The organism is Mycolicibacterium agri (assembly GCF_002553505.1).
In the GTDB taxonomy this organism is placed as follows: Bacteria; Actinomycetota; Actinomycetes; order Mycobacteriales; family Mycobacteriaceae; genus Mycobacterium; species Mycobacterium agri.
Genome location: NZ_PDCP01000052.1, coordinates 1 through 14,068, shown reverse-complemented (window position 1 = coordinate 14,068; position 14,068 = coordinate 1). Strand labels below are relative to the sequence as shown.

The following is a 14,068-nucleotide window of genomic DNA, read 5'->3' as shown; positions in this document are numbered from 1 at the left end:
CGTATCCGCGTGGCTACCTCAGAAAACGAACATCTGGCCGCCATGCGTGTGGAGTACGGATCGGCGGAAAAGGACGGCAGCACCGACCTGGACGTCGACTGGCTCGCCGACGGGTGGGTTGCCCTGATGCGTAAGTGGTTAGCCGACGCCGAAGCCGCAGGTGTCGCAGAACCCAACGCCATGGTGGTCGGCACCGTCGACGAAAACGGGCGGCCGGTGACCCGCGCGGTGCTGTGCAAGAGCGTTGACGAATCCGGAATCACCTTCTTCACCAACTACGACTCCGACAAGGGCCGGCAGCTCGCGTCGACGCCGTATGCGTCCGCGACGTTCCCGTGGTTCGCGCTGGGCAGGCAGGTCCACGTCCGCGGACCAGTGACCAAGGTGTCGCCCGAGGTGACCGCCGATTACTGGCGACACCGGCCGCGCGGCTCGCAGCTCGGCGCGTGGGCGTCACACCAATCGCAGCCGATCGAGTCGCGCGCAGCGCTGCTTGACCAATTGGCCGAAGTGACACAGCGATTCGCCGACCTCGACGAGGTGCCGGTGCCGCCGAACTGGGGCGGCTATCTCATCGCGCCGGAAATCGTCGAGTTCTGGCAGGGCCGGGAAAACCGGGTGCACAACAGGATTCGACTCAGTCAGGGCCGCATCGAGCGGCTCCAGCCCTAGTGCGAAGACTCTTCGCCGACACCACGCCGCTGCGGACGCGTGACTTCCGGCGGCTGTGGTTGGCAGGCATACCCACCGTCATCGGTGCGAACCTGACCATCTTCGCGGTCCCCGTCCAGTTGTATGCGCTGACGCAGAACTCCGCCTACGTCGGCCTCTCCGGCATCTTCGCGTTGGTGCCGCTGGTGGTGTTCGGGCTGTGGGGCGGGGCATGGGCCGACGCGATGGACCGGCGGCGGCTGCTGATCATCGCCTCCTGCGGGCTCGCGGTGGCGTCGACGCTGCTGTGGGTGCAGGCCGCGATGGCGGTGAACAATGTGTGGCTCGTGCTGTGCCTGTTGTCGGTGCAGCAGGCGTTCTATGCGATCAACCAGCCCACCCGCTCGGCGGCCATTCCGCGCATGATCCCGCCCGCCCAATTGCCCGCGGCCAATTCGCTGAACATCTCCGTCACGCAGCTCGGTGCGATCGTCGGGCCGCTGCTGGCCGGCATCATGCTGCGCTGGGTGGACCTGTCCACGCTGTATCTGATCGACGCGATCACGTGCCTGGTGCCGATCTGGGCCACGTTCCGGCTTGCGCCGATTCCGCCGAGCAGCAGTGACCAGCGCGGAAATTGGGGATTCCGAGCGGTGCTCGACGGCTTCCGCTATCTGGCCGGCCACACCGTGGTGCTGATGTCGTTCGTGGTCGATTTGATCGCGATGATCTTCGGGATGCCGCGCGCGCTGTTTCCGCAGATGGCCCACGAAAGCTTCGGCGGACCGGTCGACGGCGGCACCACGATGGCGCTGCTGGCCGCGGCGATATCGGGCGGCGCCGTCGCGGGCGGCGTGTTCTCGGGGTGGCTGCCGCGCGTGCAGCGCCAGGGCCTGGCCGTCATCATCGCCATCGTGGTGTGGGGTGTGGCGATGATCGGCTTCGGCGTGGCCGGTGGACTGGCAGGCGGCACGGCGGGCGCGATGCTGTGGATTGCCGTGGCGTTCTTGGCGATTGGCGGCGCCGCCGACATGGTGTCGTCGGCGTTTCGCAACACGATCCTGCAGGAGGCCGCCACCGACGACGTCCGCGGCCGACTGCAGGGCGTGTTCATCGTCGTGGTGGCGGGCGGACCGCGGCTGGCCGACGCGGTGCACGGCGCGGCCGCGGCGGCCGTCGGCACCACCGTCGCGGCCGCCGGTGGCGGTGGGCTCGTCCTCGTCGGTGTGTTGATCGCCGCGCTCGCTGCGCCCGTGTTCGTGCGCTACCGCGTGCAGCGATATCACGCCGAGCCTGAGATCAGCGAACAAACGCCGGATGACGACAAAGTCTGATCGCGGCATCGTGCGCACCATTTTTCTTGGCAAGTTTCTGGCAGCGGGTTAGCATCCTGCCGTGCTTGGTGGTTCGGGGAAGTCGGCGGTCGGCTTACGCGAACGAAAGAAGCAACGTACGCGCGCGATGTTGATCGATGCGGCCATCGAGCTCTGTGAGCGGCAGGGATTCGAGCAGACCACCGTCGAGCAAATCGCCGCGATCGCCGACGTGTCACCGCGCACGTTCAGCCGATATTTCGCCACCAAGGAAGCCGTGTGCCTGGCGCTGGTCGACGACGCGATCGAGATGGCCGCCGTCGAACTCGCGCGTCTTCCGCGCGACATGAATCACCTTGAGGCGCTGTGTCGGGCGGCGGTGACCATGTACCGGAACACCAAACAGGCCGGCAACGGGGAACTGACCGCGTCGCGGTTGATGTCGACGCTGCGGATCATCGCGTCGTCGCCGACCCTGCGCCAGGCGGCCATGGAGTTTCGGTCGCATGCCGTCAACGTCGAGCTGGCCAGGCGGATGGGCACCGATCTCACCGATCGCGGGCTGCGCCTGGTGGCCTCGGTGTGGTCGTCGATCGTCATCACCGCTTTGACCGACCTCGGCGCCGTCACCAAGTGGCGCGGCGTCGGGGTCGACGACGCGATCGAGCACATCGAGAAGACGTTCGCGCAGTTCACCGGCTTCGTGGCGGGCGTCGCGCAGCCGGTCTGAACCTCCGTGCACCCCGCTGCGGCGCGATTGTCACAATGGGACTACCTTTTGAGGGCAGAGGTCGGTTCTCTCAGCGAGAAGGGATTCCCGTGGCAGAAAAAGATGAGCACGCCTCCCTGAAATATCCCGGCGGCGAGCTTGAACTGAGCATCGTCAACGCCACGGAGGGCGCGGACGGAATCGAACTGGGTTCGTTGTTGGCCAAGACCGGCTACACGACCTACGACGAGGGCTTCGTCAACACGGCCGCGACCAAGAGCGGCATCACCTACATCGACGGCGACGCGGGCATCCTGCGCTACCGCGGCTACCCGATCGAGCAGCTCGCCGAGAAGTCGTCCTTCCTCGAGGTCAGCTATCTGCTGATCTACGGTGAGCTGCCCACGCAGGACGAGCTCGACCGGTTCACCCACCAGATCCAGCGGCACACGCTGCTGCACGAGGATCTCAAGCGCTTCTTCGACGGCTTCCCGCGCAACGCGCATCCGATGCCGGTGGTGTCCAGCGCGGTTAACGCGCTGTCGGCGTACTACCAGGATTCGCTCGACCCGTTCGACGACGAGCAGGTCGAACTGTCGACGATCCGGTTGCTGGCCAAGTTGCCCACCATCGCCGCCTACGCGTACAAGAAGTCGGTCGGCCAGCCGTTCCTCTACCCGGACAACTCGCTGACCCTGGTGGAGAACTTCCTGCGGATGACGTTCGGCTTCCCGGCCGAGCCCTATGAGGTCGACCCGGAAGTCGTTCGGGCGCTGGACCTGTTGCTGATCCTGCACGCCGACCACGAGCAGAATTGCTCGACGTCGACGGTGCGGCTGGTCGGTTCGTCGCAGGCCAACCTGTTCACCTCGATCTCCGGCGGCATCAACGCGCTGTGGGGCCCGCTGCACGGCGGCGCGAACCAGGCCGTGCTGGAGATGCTGGAGAAGATCCGCACGGCCGACGGCGACGTGCACGACTTTGTGAAGAAGGTCAAGAACCGCGAAGACGGCGTCAAGCTGATGGGCTTCGGCCACCGAGTGTACAAGAACTACGACCCGCGTGCGCGCATCGTCAAGGAGCAGGCCGACAAGATCCTCGGCAAGCTCGGCGGTGACGACGAATTACTGGACATCGCCAAGGCTTTGGAGGAGGTTGCGCTCACCGACGAGTTCTTCATCGAGCGCAAGCTGTACCCCAACGTCGACTTCTACACCGGCGTGATCTACCGCGCGATGGGCTTCCCGACCCGCATGTTCACCGTGCTGTTCGCGGTGGGCCGGCTGCCGGGCTGGATCGCGCACTGGCGGGAGATGCACGAGGACGGCAGCGGCAAGATCGGCCGCCCGCGGCAGATCTACACCGGCTACACCGAGCGCGAGTACAAACCCCTCGACGCCCGCTAGTCAGGCCGGGCCCAGTCCGCCCGGGGCGCTATGGGACCCCAGTACGCCAGTCCGCCCAAAGCCGGCCGCCAAAAGCTTGGCGCCCAGTACGCCCAAACCGACATTTGGGCGTAAAAGTGCGAGTAACTCTCGCCATTTCGTCGATCTCGCGAACGCCCTGAGAGGCATTTCACTGCCATCCGCCTTGCCCGACCAACAGTTGTAGTTTCACAATTGTTGTGTGAATGAAACTGTCGTCCGATCGCTGAGCGCTCGGCACAAGGGCATCATCCTGTTGTCCTGCTGCCTGAGCCTGCTGATCGTGTCGATGGACGCGACGATCGTCAACGTCGCCATTCCGAGCATCCGCGCCGACTTTCACGCGTCGACCTCGCAGATCCAGTGGGTCATCGACATCTACACGCTGGTCCTGGCGTCGCTGCTGCTGCTCGCAGGCGCCACCGGCGACCGGTTCGGCCGCAGGCGGACCTTTCAGACGGGCCTGACGATCTTCGCCCTCGCGTCGCTGATGTGCAGCCTCGCGCCGAACATCCAGACGCTGATCGGAGCGCGTTTCCTGCAGGCCATCGGCGGCTCGATGATGAATCCCGTCGCGATGTCGATCATCACGCAAGTGTTCCGCGGACGGGTGGAGCGCGCCCGCGCGATCGGCGTGTGGGGCGGCGTCGTCGGCATCTCGATGGCGCTCGGCCCGATCGTCGGCGGCGCCCTGATCGAATACGTCGACTGGCGCGCGGTGTTCTGGATCAACTTGCCGATCTGTGCGATCGCGATCCTGCTGACGGCCCTGTTCGTGCCGGAATCGCGGTCGGCCACCATGCGCGACCTCGACCCGATCGGGCAATTGCTCGGGATGGCGTTCCTCTTCGGCGTCGTGTTCGTGCTCATCGAGGGACCCGGGATGGGCTGGACGAACGCCCGCACGATCGCAGTGGCCGTGGCGACCGTCGTCGCGCTCGCCGCCTTCCTGCGCTACGAGTCGCGGCGCCACGACCCGTTCATCGATCTGCGGTTCTTCCGCAGCATCCCGTTCACCTCGGCAACGGTGATCGCGATCGGCGCCTTCGCGTCCTGGGGTGCTTTCCTGTTCATGATGTCGCTGTATCTGCAGAGCGAGCGCGGCTTCTCGGCAATGCACACCGGGCTCATCTTCCTGCCCGTTGCCGTTGGGACGCTGATTTTTTCGCCGCTTTCCGGCCGCCTCGAGGGCCGCTTCGGCAGTCGGCCGTCGCTGCTCATCTCGGGCGCTTTGATCACCGCGGCGACGCTGTTGCTGACGCGATTGACGGCCACAACGGCGGTGTGGCAGCTGCTGGTGATTTTCGCCGTCTTCGGCATCGGTTTCGCGATGATCAACGCGCCGATCACCACGGCCGCCGTCAGCGGCATGCCGACCGATCGGGCGGGCGCGGCATCGGCGGTCGCGTCGACCAGCAGGCAGGTCGGCGTCAGTCTCGGTGTGGCGCTGTGCGGTTCGGTCGCTGGTGGCGCGTTGGCGACGACCGGTGCGGACTTCGCGGTGGCGTCCCGGCCGCTGTGGTTCATCTGCGCGGCGTTCGGTGTGACAATTCTCACGCTCGGTCTGTTCTCGACGACGCCCCGTGCGGCGCGCTCGGCCGAACGACTCGCGCCGCTGATCGAGCAGTCGCCGCGGGAGGGTTTGGGTGTCCGATAGTCAACTGGCCGACGAGGTTTGGCGCGCGATGGCGTCGCTGGTGATCGACAACCGCGACAGCTGGAGGCGTGCGGTGACCGAGCGGACGGGCCTGCCGTTCAGCCGGATTCGCGTGTTGCGCAGGCTGGCGGCAGGACCTCTGACGGTCAAACAGCTTGCGCAGGCGTCCACCATAGACGCGCCCGCTGCCACCGTCGCCGTCAACGACCTGGAGACCCGCGGCCTCGTCGTGCGCGCGACCAATCCGAACAATCGGCGCTGCAAGACGGTCTCGTTGACCGACGCGGGCCGCGACATGGTGCGGGCGATCGACGAGGTCGACGATCCAGCCCCCGACGCGCTCGCTGCGCTGGCCGACGACGAACTCAAGGATCTGCGCGCACTGCTGGACAAGATCTCGCCGAGATTGCGGTCAGGCTCGTGAAGGCTCCTGATGGCTGCTGATGGTTCCTGACGGCTCGTGAAGGGGCATGAAGTCGGGCATTTGACAGCCATCGATTCAATTCCGACGCAGGATCAGGGTGTGGGGATTTCGTGCGGGGTCTGTAGCGCCGATCTGCGCGACGGCGCCCGCTTCTGCGACAACTGCGGGTCGCCGGTCGCCACCGCCGACAGGCAGGCCGAGTACAAACAGGTCACCGTGCTGTTCGCCGACGTCGTGCACTCGATGGACATCGCGGCGGCCGTCGGTGCCGAACGGCTGCGCGAGATCATGGGCGAGGTGTTTCGCCGGTCGTCGGTGATCGTGCAGCGCTACGGCGGGACGGTCGACAAGTTCACCGGCGACGGCATCATGGCGGTGTTCGGCGCGCCCGTCGCACTCGAGGATCACGCGTTGCGCGCGTGCCGTGCGGCGCTCGACATCCAGGCCGACGCCACAGACCTCGCGACGGACGTGAAGCAACGCGACAGCATCGACCTGCGGCTGCGGATCGGACTGAACTCCGGTGAGGTGATCACCGGCGACATCGGATCGGGTCCGTTGGCGTACACGGCCGTTGGGGAGCAGGTTGGTATGGCACAACGCATGGAGTCGGTCGCGCCGCCCGGCGGGGTGATGCTGAGCGAATCGACCGCTCGTCTGGTTGAGCCGACCGCAGAACTTTCCGAGCCGGAGCTCGTCCACATCAAGGGCTCAGCAGACCCGGTTCCGGCCCGACGGCTGATGTCGATGGCCGCCGGTCGCCAAATCAACCGCGCAGAACCCACTTTCGTCGGTCGGGAATGGGAATTCGGTGCGCTCAAGGGAATGCTGGAGCGGATGGTCAACGGCGTCGGCTGCGTCGTCGGCATTGTGGGGCCACCGGGAATCGGCAAGAGCCGCATCGTGCGGGAGATTACGATGCTCGCTGAAGAAAAAGGCGTGGACGTCGGCACCACCATCTGCGAATCACACACCGCCGACGTGCCATTTCACGCCGGTGCCGGGCTGCTGCGATCCAGCGTGGGCGTAACCGGCATGGACGACGCGGCCGCGCGCCGACAGATACGGGCGAGGTTCGCCGACGCCGCCGACGACGATCTGGCACTGCTCGACGACCTGCTCGGCATCGGTGATCCCGATGTCGCGCTGCCGCAGATCGATCCCGACGCTCGGCGGCGACGGCTCGCGGCTACGGTCAAGGCCGCGGTGTTGGCGAGGTCGACGCCCGTCGTCTACGTCATCGAAGACGCGCACTGGATAGACGAAATCAGCGAGTCGATGCTGGCGGAGTTACTCGAAGTCGCACCCAGAACGCGCTCGATGGTGATCGTCACCTACCGGCCGGAATACGAAGGCGCGCTTGCCCATGCTCCTCGGTCGCAGACCATCGCCCTCGATCCGCTCGACGAATCACAGATGCGGCGCCTGAGTACCGAACTGCTCGGCGAGGACAATTCGGTCGCCGGCCTCACCGAACTGATCACCGAGCGGGCGGCGGGCAATCCGTTCTTCGCCGAAGAAATCGTCCGCGACCTCAGCGAGCGCGACGTGCTGATCGGCGGCCGCGGATGCTATCTGTGCGCCGAACCGATCGCCGACGTGCATGTGCCGAGCACGTTGCAGGCCGTGATCGCCGCTCGCATCGACCGTCTCCGCCCCGGCGCAAAGCGGACGCTGAACGCCGCAGCGGTGATCGGCTCCCGATTCACCCCGGAATTACTTGCCGCGCTGGGTGTTGAGGCCGTCGTCGACGACCTCGTGCGCGCCGAGCTCATCGAACAGACGGCATTCGGCCCACGATCGGAATACGCGTTCCGGCACCCGCTGGTGCGAGCAGTGGCATACGAATCACAGCTCAAGTCGGACCGCGCACAACTGCATCGCCGCGTGGCAGACGCTCTGGACCAGAGCGACCAGAACGCGGCCTTGATCGCCGAACATCACGAGGCGGCGGGGGAGTTGCGTAAAGCATACGAGTGGCACATGCGGGCGGGCGCGTGGCTGCTCAACCGTGACCACGCGAGCGCCCAACTGAGCTGGGAGCGTGCGTTATTGGCGGCGGACGCGTTGCCCGCAGACGACGGCGACGTTCTCGGCATGCGGATAGCGCCGCGATCGCTACTGTGCAGCAACGCATTTCGTAGATTCCATTCCGATATGTCGGTTCGCTTCGAAGAGTTGCGGGGGCTGTGCACTAGCGCCGACGACAAGGCGTCGCTGGCGATCGGCATGACAGGCCTGGTCATGGAGCACATCATTCGCGGACGGTTACGGGAGGCCTCGCAACTCGCGTCGGAGAATATGGCGCTGATCGAATCGATCGCCGATCCCGGCCTCACCGTGGCGCTGTCGTTCGCGTCCTCGGCGGCCAAATTCCAGGTCGGTGAGTTCGATGACCTGCTGAGATGGGCGCAGGCGGCCATCGATCTCGCAGGCAGAACAGAATCCGACGACAGCATAATTCTCGGTACACCGTTGGCGATGTACATTGCGTTCCGAGGCGTTGCCGGGTGGCAGATCGGACGCCCGGGGTGGCGCGAGGACCTCGAGCAGGCGCTCGCGTTGAGCAGTGCGGCTGACGCGGTCACGCGTTCAGCGGTGCTGGCGTATAGCTGCCTTGCGATCCCGGCGGGCGCGCTGATCGCAGACGACGAGACAGTCGCTGAGATCGACAGGACACTGCAGGCGGCCGAGCTGGCCGCCGAGGACATCGCCCTGGTCTTGATCCGCATGACGATGGGGTTCATGCTCGTGGAGCGCCGCGGCCGTGACGTCGACCGCGGCTACCAAATGTTGGCCGAGCTCTGCGAGATCTGCCTCAAGGAACGCTACACAATGAACATCGTGCCGGCATTGAATCTCTATGCGGCGCAACAGGTGATCCTCAAGAGCGGCGACATCGACAAGGCAATTTCGCACGCTCGCTCTGCTTGTACGGACGTGTTCGATTCAGCCAATTTCGCCAACGCTCACACCGGCACCGCGATCGTCGTCGAAGCGCTTCTGACGCGAGGTTCGGAACCCGACCTTGCCGAGGCAGAGTTGGCGATCGAGCGCCTGGCGTACTTGGCGCCGTGCCAACAATGGGCGATCAGAGATGTTTTCGTGCTGCGGCTGAGTGCGCTGGTGGCCCGGGCACGTGGTGACAACGCAGCGTATCGCGAGTTCCGCGACCGCTACCGCGCCATGGCCGCGGAGTACGGCTATGAGGGTCACATGCGGTCGGCAGCCGAACTGGCCTAGCGATGGCCAACCGGTGGCCTAGCCGCTGCGCGAGCGTGCGCAAACTACGGAAATCTCTCGGCGTGTCGCCTGCAGACACGCACGCTCGCCGAGGAAGGGTAAAGAAAGTCAAGACTCGAGGACCGCCATTGCGGCGTTATGACCGCCGATGCCTGACACCGCGCCGCCACGGCGAGAACCGGAGCCGCACAGCAGAATCCGATCATAGGCGGTGGCCACGCCCCACCGTTGCGCGGGCGTGTTCAGCGGCTCGTCGTTCTCGACGAACGGCCAACTCAACCCGCCGTGGAAGATGTTGCCCGCGGTCATCCCCAGCGTCTGCTCCAGATCCATTGTGGTCTTGGCCTCGATGCACGGCCGACCGGAGGAGTCCTCCAGCAAGACATCTTGAATGGGCTCGGCGAGAACGGAATTCAGCGAACGCAGCACCGCCGACGTCAAGTCCTCGCGCAGCCGGTCGGGATCGGCGCCGACCGTCAGCGAATGCGGTGTGTGCAGGCCGAACACCGTCAGCGTTTGCGCGCCGGATGTGCGCAACTGGTCGGACAGTATGCTCGGGTCGGTCAACGAGTGGCAGTAGATCTCGCAGGGCAACGGGTCGGGAACAGTGCCATCGGCCGCGCGCGAGTACGCGTCGTCGAGTTGGCTGTAGTTCTCGTTGATGTGGAACGTGCCACCGAAAGCCTGCTCGGGCGTGACGGTTTCGTCGTGCAGGCGCGGCAGTCGGCGCAGCATCAAGTTGACCTTCACTTGCGCGCCCTGAGTCACCGTCGGTGCGGGATCGCCCACCAGATCGGCCAATACGGCCGGTGTCACTCCGGCCATCACGTACCCGGCGTGCACGCGGTGCTCGTCGCCGTCCAGCCGGTAGCGCACCTCGCCGTCCGGATCGATACCGTAAACCTCTGCGTTCGTGGTGATTTCGGCGCCGAAGCCCGCAGCGGCCGCGGCCAGAGCGCCGCTGACGGCGCCCATCCCGCCGATCGGCACGTCCCAGTCGCCGGTGCCGTTGCCGAGCAGGTGGTACAGAAAACAGACGTTCTGGGTCAGCGACGGATCGTCGAGCCGGGCGAACGTGCCGATCAGCGCGTCGGTGGCCATCACCCCGCGCACCAGATCGCTGTCGACGGCTTCGGTGATGGCATCGCCGATCGGCGCGCAGATCAGCGCCTGCCACGCCGCATCCGCCTCCGGATCGCCGCCGGCAAGGACGAACTCGTGCATGTCGTCGCGCTTCCGCAGCGGCGTCGTCATCGTCGGCCACAGCCGCGACGTGACGATGCGGGCGCGGCGGTAGAACTCGGCGAACGGCTCGGCGTCTTGCTGCGCACCCACCGCCGCGAACGTCGACTCGGGACCGACCAGCAGCCCGGTGTGGCCGCCGTCGGCGGGATTGGGCGTGTACGACGAGTAGCGTCGACGCGCGAGACGCACCCGCACCCCGAGGTCGTCGATGATGCGCCGCGGCAGCAGGCTCACCAGATACGAGTAGCGCGACAGCCGTGCGTCGACGCCGTCGAACGCGTGCGCGGACACCGCCGCGCCGCCGACGTGGTCCAGCCGTTCCAGCACGCGCACACCGCGTCCGGCGCGGGCCAGATACGCGGCCGCGACGAGCGCATTGTGTCCGCCGCCGACGATGACGACGTCGGCCCGCGGATCAGTGATCAATTGAGGTAACCCTCGACCTCTTCCGGCGGCCTGGCCTGAGCTTCGCGCGGGTCACCGCCGCTGTCGCGGAGCGCCCGGCGCTGCCGCAGTAGGTCCCAACACTGGTCGAGTTCGACCTCCACGGCGCGCAGCCGCGCATGTTCTTCTTCCGCGGTGATCTCTCCGCGCTGCAGGCGCGACCGCAGTTCGTGCTCCTCGTCGACGAGCTCGTGGATGCGGGCCAGGGGATTGTTGTCAGCTGCCACGGGTCCAGTGTGCCCGCTGATCGGGCCGACACAACCTCATCGGCCGGAACAACCTGGCGCAACATTGGGCGTACTGTAACCCCCGTGGCGACGAAACCCGAGATTGACTTCCCCGACGGACCCGCCCCCAGCGAACTGGTCATCGAGGATTTGGTGGTCGGTGACGGCGCGGAAGCGGTACCGGGTGGCACCGTGAATGTGCACTATGTCGGCGTCGAGTACGAAACCGGCGAAGAGTTCGACAGTTCGTGGAACCGCGGCGAATCCATCGAGTTCCCGCTGCGCGGCCTGATCCAGGGCTGGCAGGACGGCATTCCCGGTATGAAGGTCGGCGGGCGCCGCAAGCTGGTGATCCCGCCCGCACAGGCCTACGGGCCCGCGGGCTCTGGGCATCGGTTGTCGGGCAAGACGCTTATTTTCGTCATCGACCTGTTGGCGGCCCGTTAGCGGGTAGGCCGCGCGGTTAAAGGATGTCACCGCGGCGATCACGCTCGAGTCCCCGAGTGGTCAAACACGCCATTTCCACGCCCCGAGCCAAAGGCACCATCGACCGCACCAACTACACAACCGCCACCACCATCGAGATCCTCGACGGTCAACAACAGGGCCTCAACGCTAACTGCGCGGCATTGCCATGAGCCCACTGAGCAACCAGCGCCCACTTGCAGGGCGGAGTCACGAGCAACACGACAGGCACCCTGCCGCGAGCGGGGCGGCCTCCATGTTGCTCGCGCCCGAGAGCCGACGTGTGCACCCCCCGCAACGCCGCGCCGCCAAACGCCTCTCAACCAAGAGCGGCGTACGGCTGTCGGGCTAGATCGGCCTGGATCTGCGCCGCGGTGTGCCGCAAGCGAGGAGCCAGATCGCCGATGCGACCATTCGCCTCCCCGAACTCCGCGTGGAGCGAGAGGCTCAACGCGGCTACGACCTGACCGCCCGCGATGATGGGCACAGCCACCAAGCACCGGCCTAGCTCTAACTCCTGGTATCGGCGAGGGAGTGCGCAGCGCCTGGTAGGTGATCTGTTGGGCGCCTCTTGGGTGATGCCGGCGGGGTGGCTGCTCGCAGGACTCGTCCGCCCAGGGCGGTGGATTTGAGTTCCAGAGAGCTGGTTTCGATCCCCCATCTGTGATGGTAGTCCGACCAGTTGCTATGCGGGGCAGCGTTTTTCGTCAGTCTGGGTGGTGGCCAAGCGGAGCACCCGACCCGGGTTCCCCTGCTGTCAAGGCGAACGGTATCGCGGCGTGGATGACAACTGAACCCATTCGTGCCGGCCGGCTGCGGTCGGGTAGTTGTTTGATCGGCGGCAACACGCGGGTGTCGATGCAGTGGATGAGCACGTGCGCCTGGGCTGCTGCGAGCTGTTCCGCGAGAGCGGTGACGGCGAAGTTGCGGTCGGCCAACAGCGGCATGTCTGGTTTTGCGCACCGCAATAACACTGGAGCGGAGCGGGTTTCGTCGATCGTAGGGGCCGAACACGGCGTCGATGACAGTGCAGGTGCCACAGGTCAGGACCGGTCACCTGGGTGTGTCCCACCGTGGCGTCCTTAACTGCGCTACCCGCTAGCGCACGCCGGGCAGCTTCAGCAGCAGCCGCACGCCGCCGAGTGGGCTTTCCTCCAAAGACGCAGTGCCGCCGTGCAATTCGGCTTGCTGCGCAACCAGCGCCAGGCCGAGGCCGGAACCGGACACCGACGCCGTCGACCCGCGGGAGAACCGTTCGAACACGATTGCGCGCTCTTCTTCCGGGATGCCGACGCCGTCGTCGTCGATCGCGATCTCCACACCCTCGCGTGAACTCACCGCCGACAGCTGCACCCGCGTCGCGCCGCCGTGCTTGACCGCGTTGGCGATCGCGTTGTCCACCGCCAGCCGCAGACCCGCGGGCAGGCCGACGATGATGATGGTCGGCGCGGGCACCAGCGACACGTCCAGATCCGGGTAGACGCGCATGGCGTCGTGGGCGGCGCGGTCGAGCAGTTCGGTGATGTCGACGGGCACGTGGTCGTCGGAGGTCGAGAGCTCGCCTTGGGCGAGCCGCTCCAGTGCGGTCAGGGTCGCCTCGATGCGCGACTGCGTGCGGATGACGTCGTTGATGACCTCTTTGCGTTGCTCGTCCGGCAGATCCAGGGTGGCGAGCACCTCAAGGTTGGTGCGCATCGCGGTCAACGGCGTGCGCAGCTCGTGCGCCGACACCGCCGAGAAGTCACGGGCCGACGCCAGCGCCGCCTTGGTGCGGTCCTGCTCGTTCCAGATGCGCTGCAGCAGGCCCTTGAGCGCCTCGGCGATCTCGACGGCTTCGGTGGCGCCGCGCACTTCGACGTCCGGCGCCTCGTCGCCCGCGTCGATCTGGCGGGTCTGCTCGGCGAGCTGTTTGAGCGGCCTTACCGCGAACGCGGCGAGCAACCACCCCGCGAACGTCGCGGCGCCGATCGCGAACGTGCAGATGATCAGGACCCGGCGGTGCAGGTTGTTGGTGTCGGCGATGGTGGAGTCGTAGGTGGCGCCGACGGCGACGAGCATCGGCTCGGGCACCCGGATGTCGACGGTGCGCACCCGGTAGCGCACGCCGTTGACGTAAGTGTCGGCGTAGCCGACGGGCAATTCCGGCAGAACGACATCCGAGTTCGATGTGACCTGATCGCCCTTGCGGACGGTCTTACCGCCCGGCTTGCACGGCGTTCGCGACGTTCTTGGCGAGCCTCACCGGGCATGTCGCGAACGCGTGATA

The 14,068-nt window shown here is 66.3% G+C and carries 12 protein-coding genes and 1 pseudogene; 9 read left to right on the top strand and 4 right to left on the bottom strand.

What is annotated here, in order from left to right:
* Positions 1 to 9 precede the first annotated feature (9 nt).
* The 7 genes from pdxH to CQY20_RS23235 all read left to right on the top strand — a co-directional run bounded on the left by pdxH (position 10) and on the right by CQY20_RS23235 (position 9,421).
* Positions 10 to 672, top strand: coding sequence for a pyridoxamine 5'-phosphate oxidase (gene pdxH, locus CQY20_RS23265; RefSeq protein WP_097942441.1), 663 nt, complete (start codon positions 10 to 12; stop codon positions 670 to 672).
* A complete protein-coding gene (locus CQY20_RS23260) occupies positions 672 to 1,985 on the top strand; it encodes an MFS transporter (protein ID WP_097942440.1) in 1,314 nt (437 codons plus the stop codon). The genes pdxH and CQY20_RS23260 overlap by 1 nt, the downstream gene beginning before the upstream one ends.
* 61 nt (positions 1,986 to 2,046) lie before the next feature.
* Positions 2,047 to 2,694, top strand: a complete 648-nt coding sequence (locus CQY20_RS23255) for a TetR family transcriptional regulator (RefSeq protein WP_371871056.1) — start codon at positions 2,047 to 2,049, stop codon at positions 2,692 to 2,694.
* Between the two features lie 89 nt (positions 2,695 to 2,783).
* Positions 2,784 to 4,079, top strand: a complete 1,296-nt coding sequence (locus CQY20_RS23250; RefSeq protein ID WP_097942438.1) for a citrate synthase — start codon at positions 2,784 to 2,786, stop codon at positions 4,077 to 4,079.
* 220 nt (positions 4,080 to 4,299) lie between these two features.
* A complete protein-coding gene (locus CQY20_RS23245; protein ID WP_097942437.1) occupies positions 4,300 to 5,754 on the top strand; it encodes an MFS transporter in 1,455 nt (484 codons plus the stop codon).
* Positions 5,744 to 6,178: a MarR family winged helix-turn-helix transcriptional regulator gene (locus CQY20_RS23240; RefSeq protein ID WP_097942436.1), complete on the top strand. Its 435-nt coding sequence runs from the start codon at positions 5,744 to 5,746 to the stop codon at positions 6,176 to 6,178. The genes CQY20_RS23245 and CQY20_RS23240 overlap by 11 nt, the downstream gene beginning before the upstream one ends.
* A gap of 99 nt (positions 6,179 to 6,277) precedes the next feature.
* Positions 6,278 to 9,421, top strand: coding sequence for an adenylate/guanylate cyclase domain-containing protein (locus CQY20_RS23235; protein ID WP_097942435.1), 3,144 nt, complete (start codon positions 6,278 to 6,280; stop codon positions 9,419 to 9,421).
* A 108-nt stretch (positions 9,422 to 9,529) separates the two neighbouring features.
* On the opposite strand, the gene CQY20_RS23230 is transcribed toward CQY20_RS23235, so the two are convergent.
* Positions 9,530 to 11,089 carry a phytoene desaturase family protein gene (locus tag CQY20_RS23230; protein ID WP_097942466.1) on the bottom strand — a complete coding sequence of 520 codons (1,560 nt, stop codon included), beginning with the start codon at positions 11,087 to 11,089 and terminating at the stop codon, positions 9,530 to 9,532.
* A complete protein-coding gene (locus CQY20_RS23225; protein WP_097942434.1) occupies positions 11,089 to 11,337 on the bottom strand; it encodes a DUF2630 family protein in 249 nt (82 codons plus the stop codon). Before CQY20_RS23225 ends, CQY20_RS23230 begins: the two co-directional genes overlap by 1 nt.
* Before the next feature lie 84 nt (positions 11,338 to 11,421).
* Between CQY20_RS23225 and CQY20_RS23220 the strand changes: the two genes are divergently transcribed.
* Entirely contained in the window at positions 11,422 to 11,784 is a 363-nt protein-coding gene (locus CQY20_RS23220; RefSeq protein WP_097942433.1) for an FKBP-type peptidyl-prolyl cis-trans isomerase, read from the top strand.
* A gap of 56 nt (positions 11,785 to 11,840) precedes the next feature.
* Positions 11,841 to 11,975 (top strand): hypothetical protein, encoded by a 135-nt coding sequence (locus CQY20_RS36000; protein WP_272938830.1) that lies wholly within the window; start codon positions 11,841 to 11,843, stop codon positions 11,973 to 11,975.
* Positions 11,976 to 12,509: 534 nt separating this feature from the next.
* On the opposite strand, the gene CQY20_RS23215 is transcribed toward CQY20_RS36000, so the two are convergent.
* Together CQY20_RS23215 and CQY20_RS23210 are read right to left on the bottom strand one after the other, a co-directional pair.
* Positions 12,510 to 12,749 (bottom strand): hypothetical protein, encoded by a 240-nt coding sequence (locus CQY20_RS23215; RefSeq protein WP_097942432.1) that lies wholly within the window; start codon positions 12,747 to 12,749, stop codon positions 12,510 to 12,512.
* 151 nt (positions 12,750 to 12,900) lie between these two features.
* Positions 12,901 to 13,995 (bottom strand): annotated as a pseudogene (locus tag CQY20_RS23210) (HAMP domain-containing sensor histidine kinase); the annotation flags it as partial.
* Between the last annotated feature and the right edge of the window lie 73 nt (positions 13,996 to 14,068).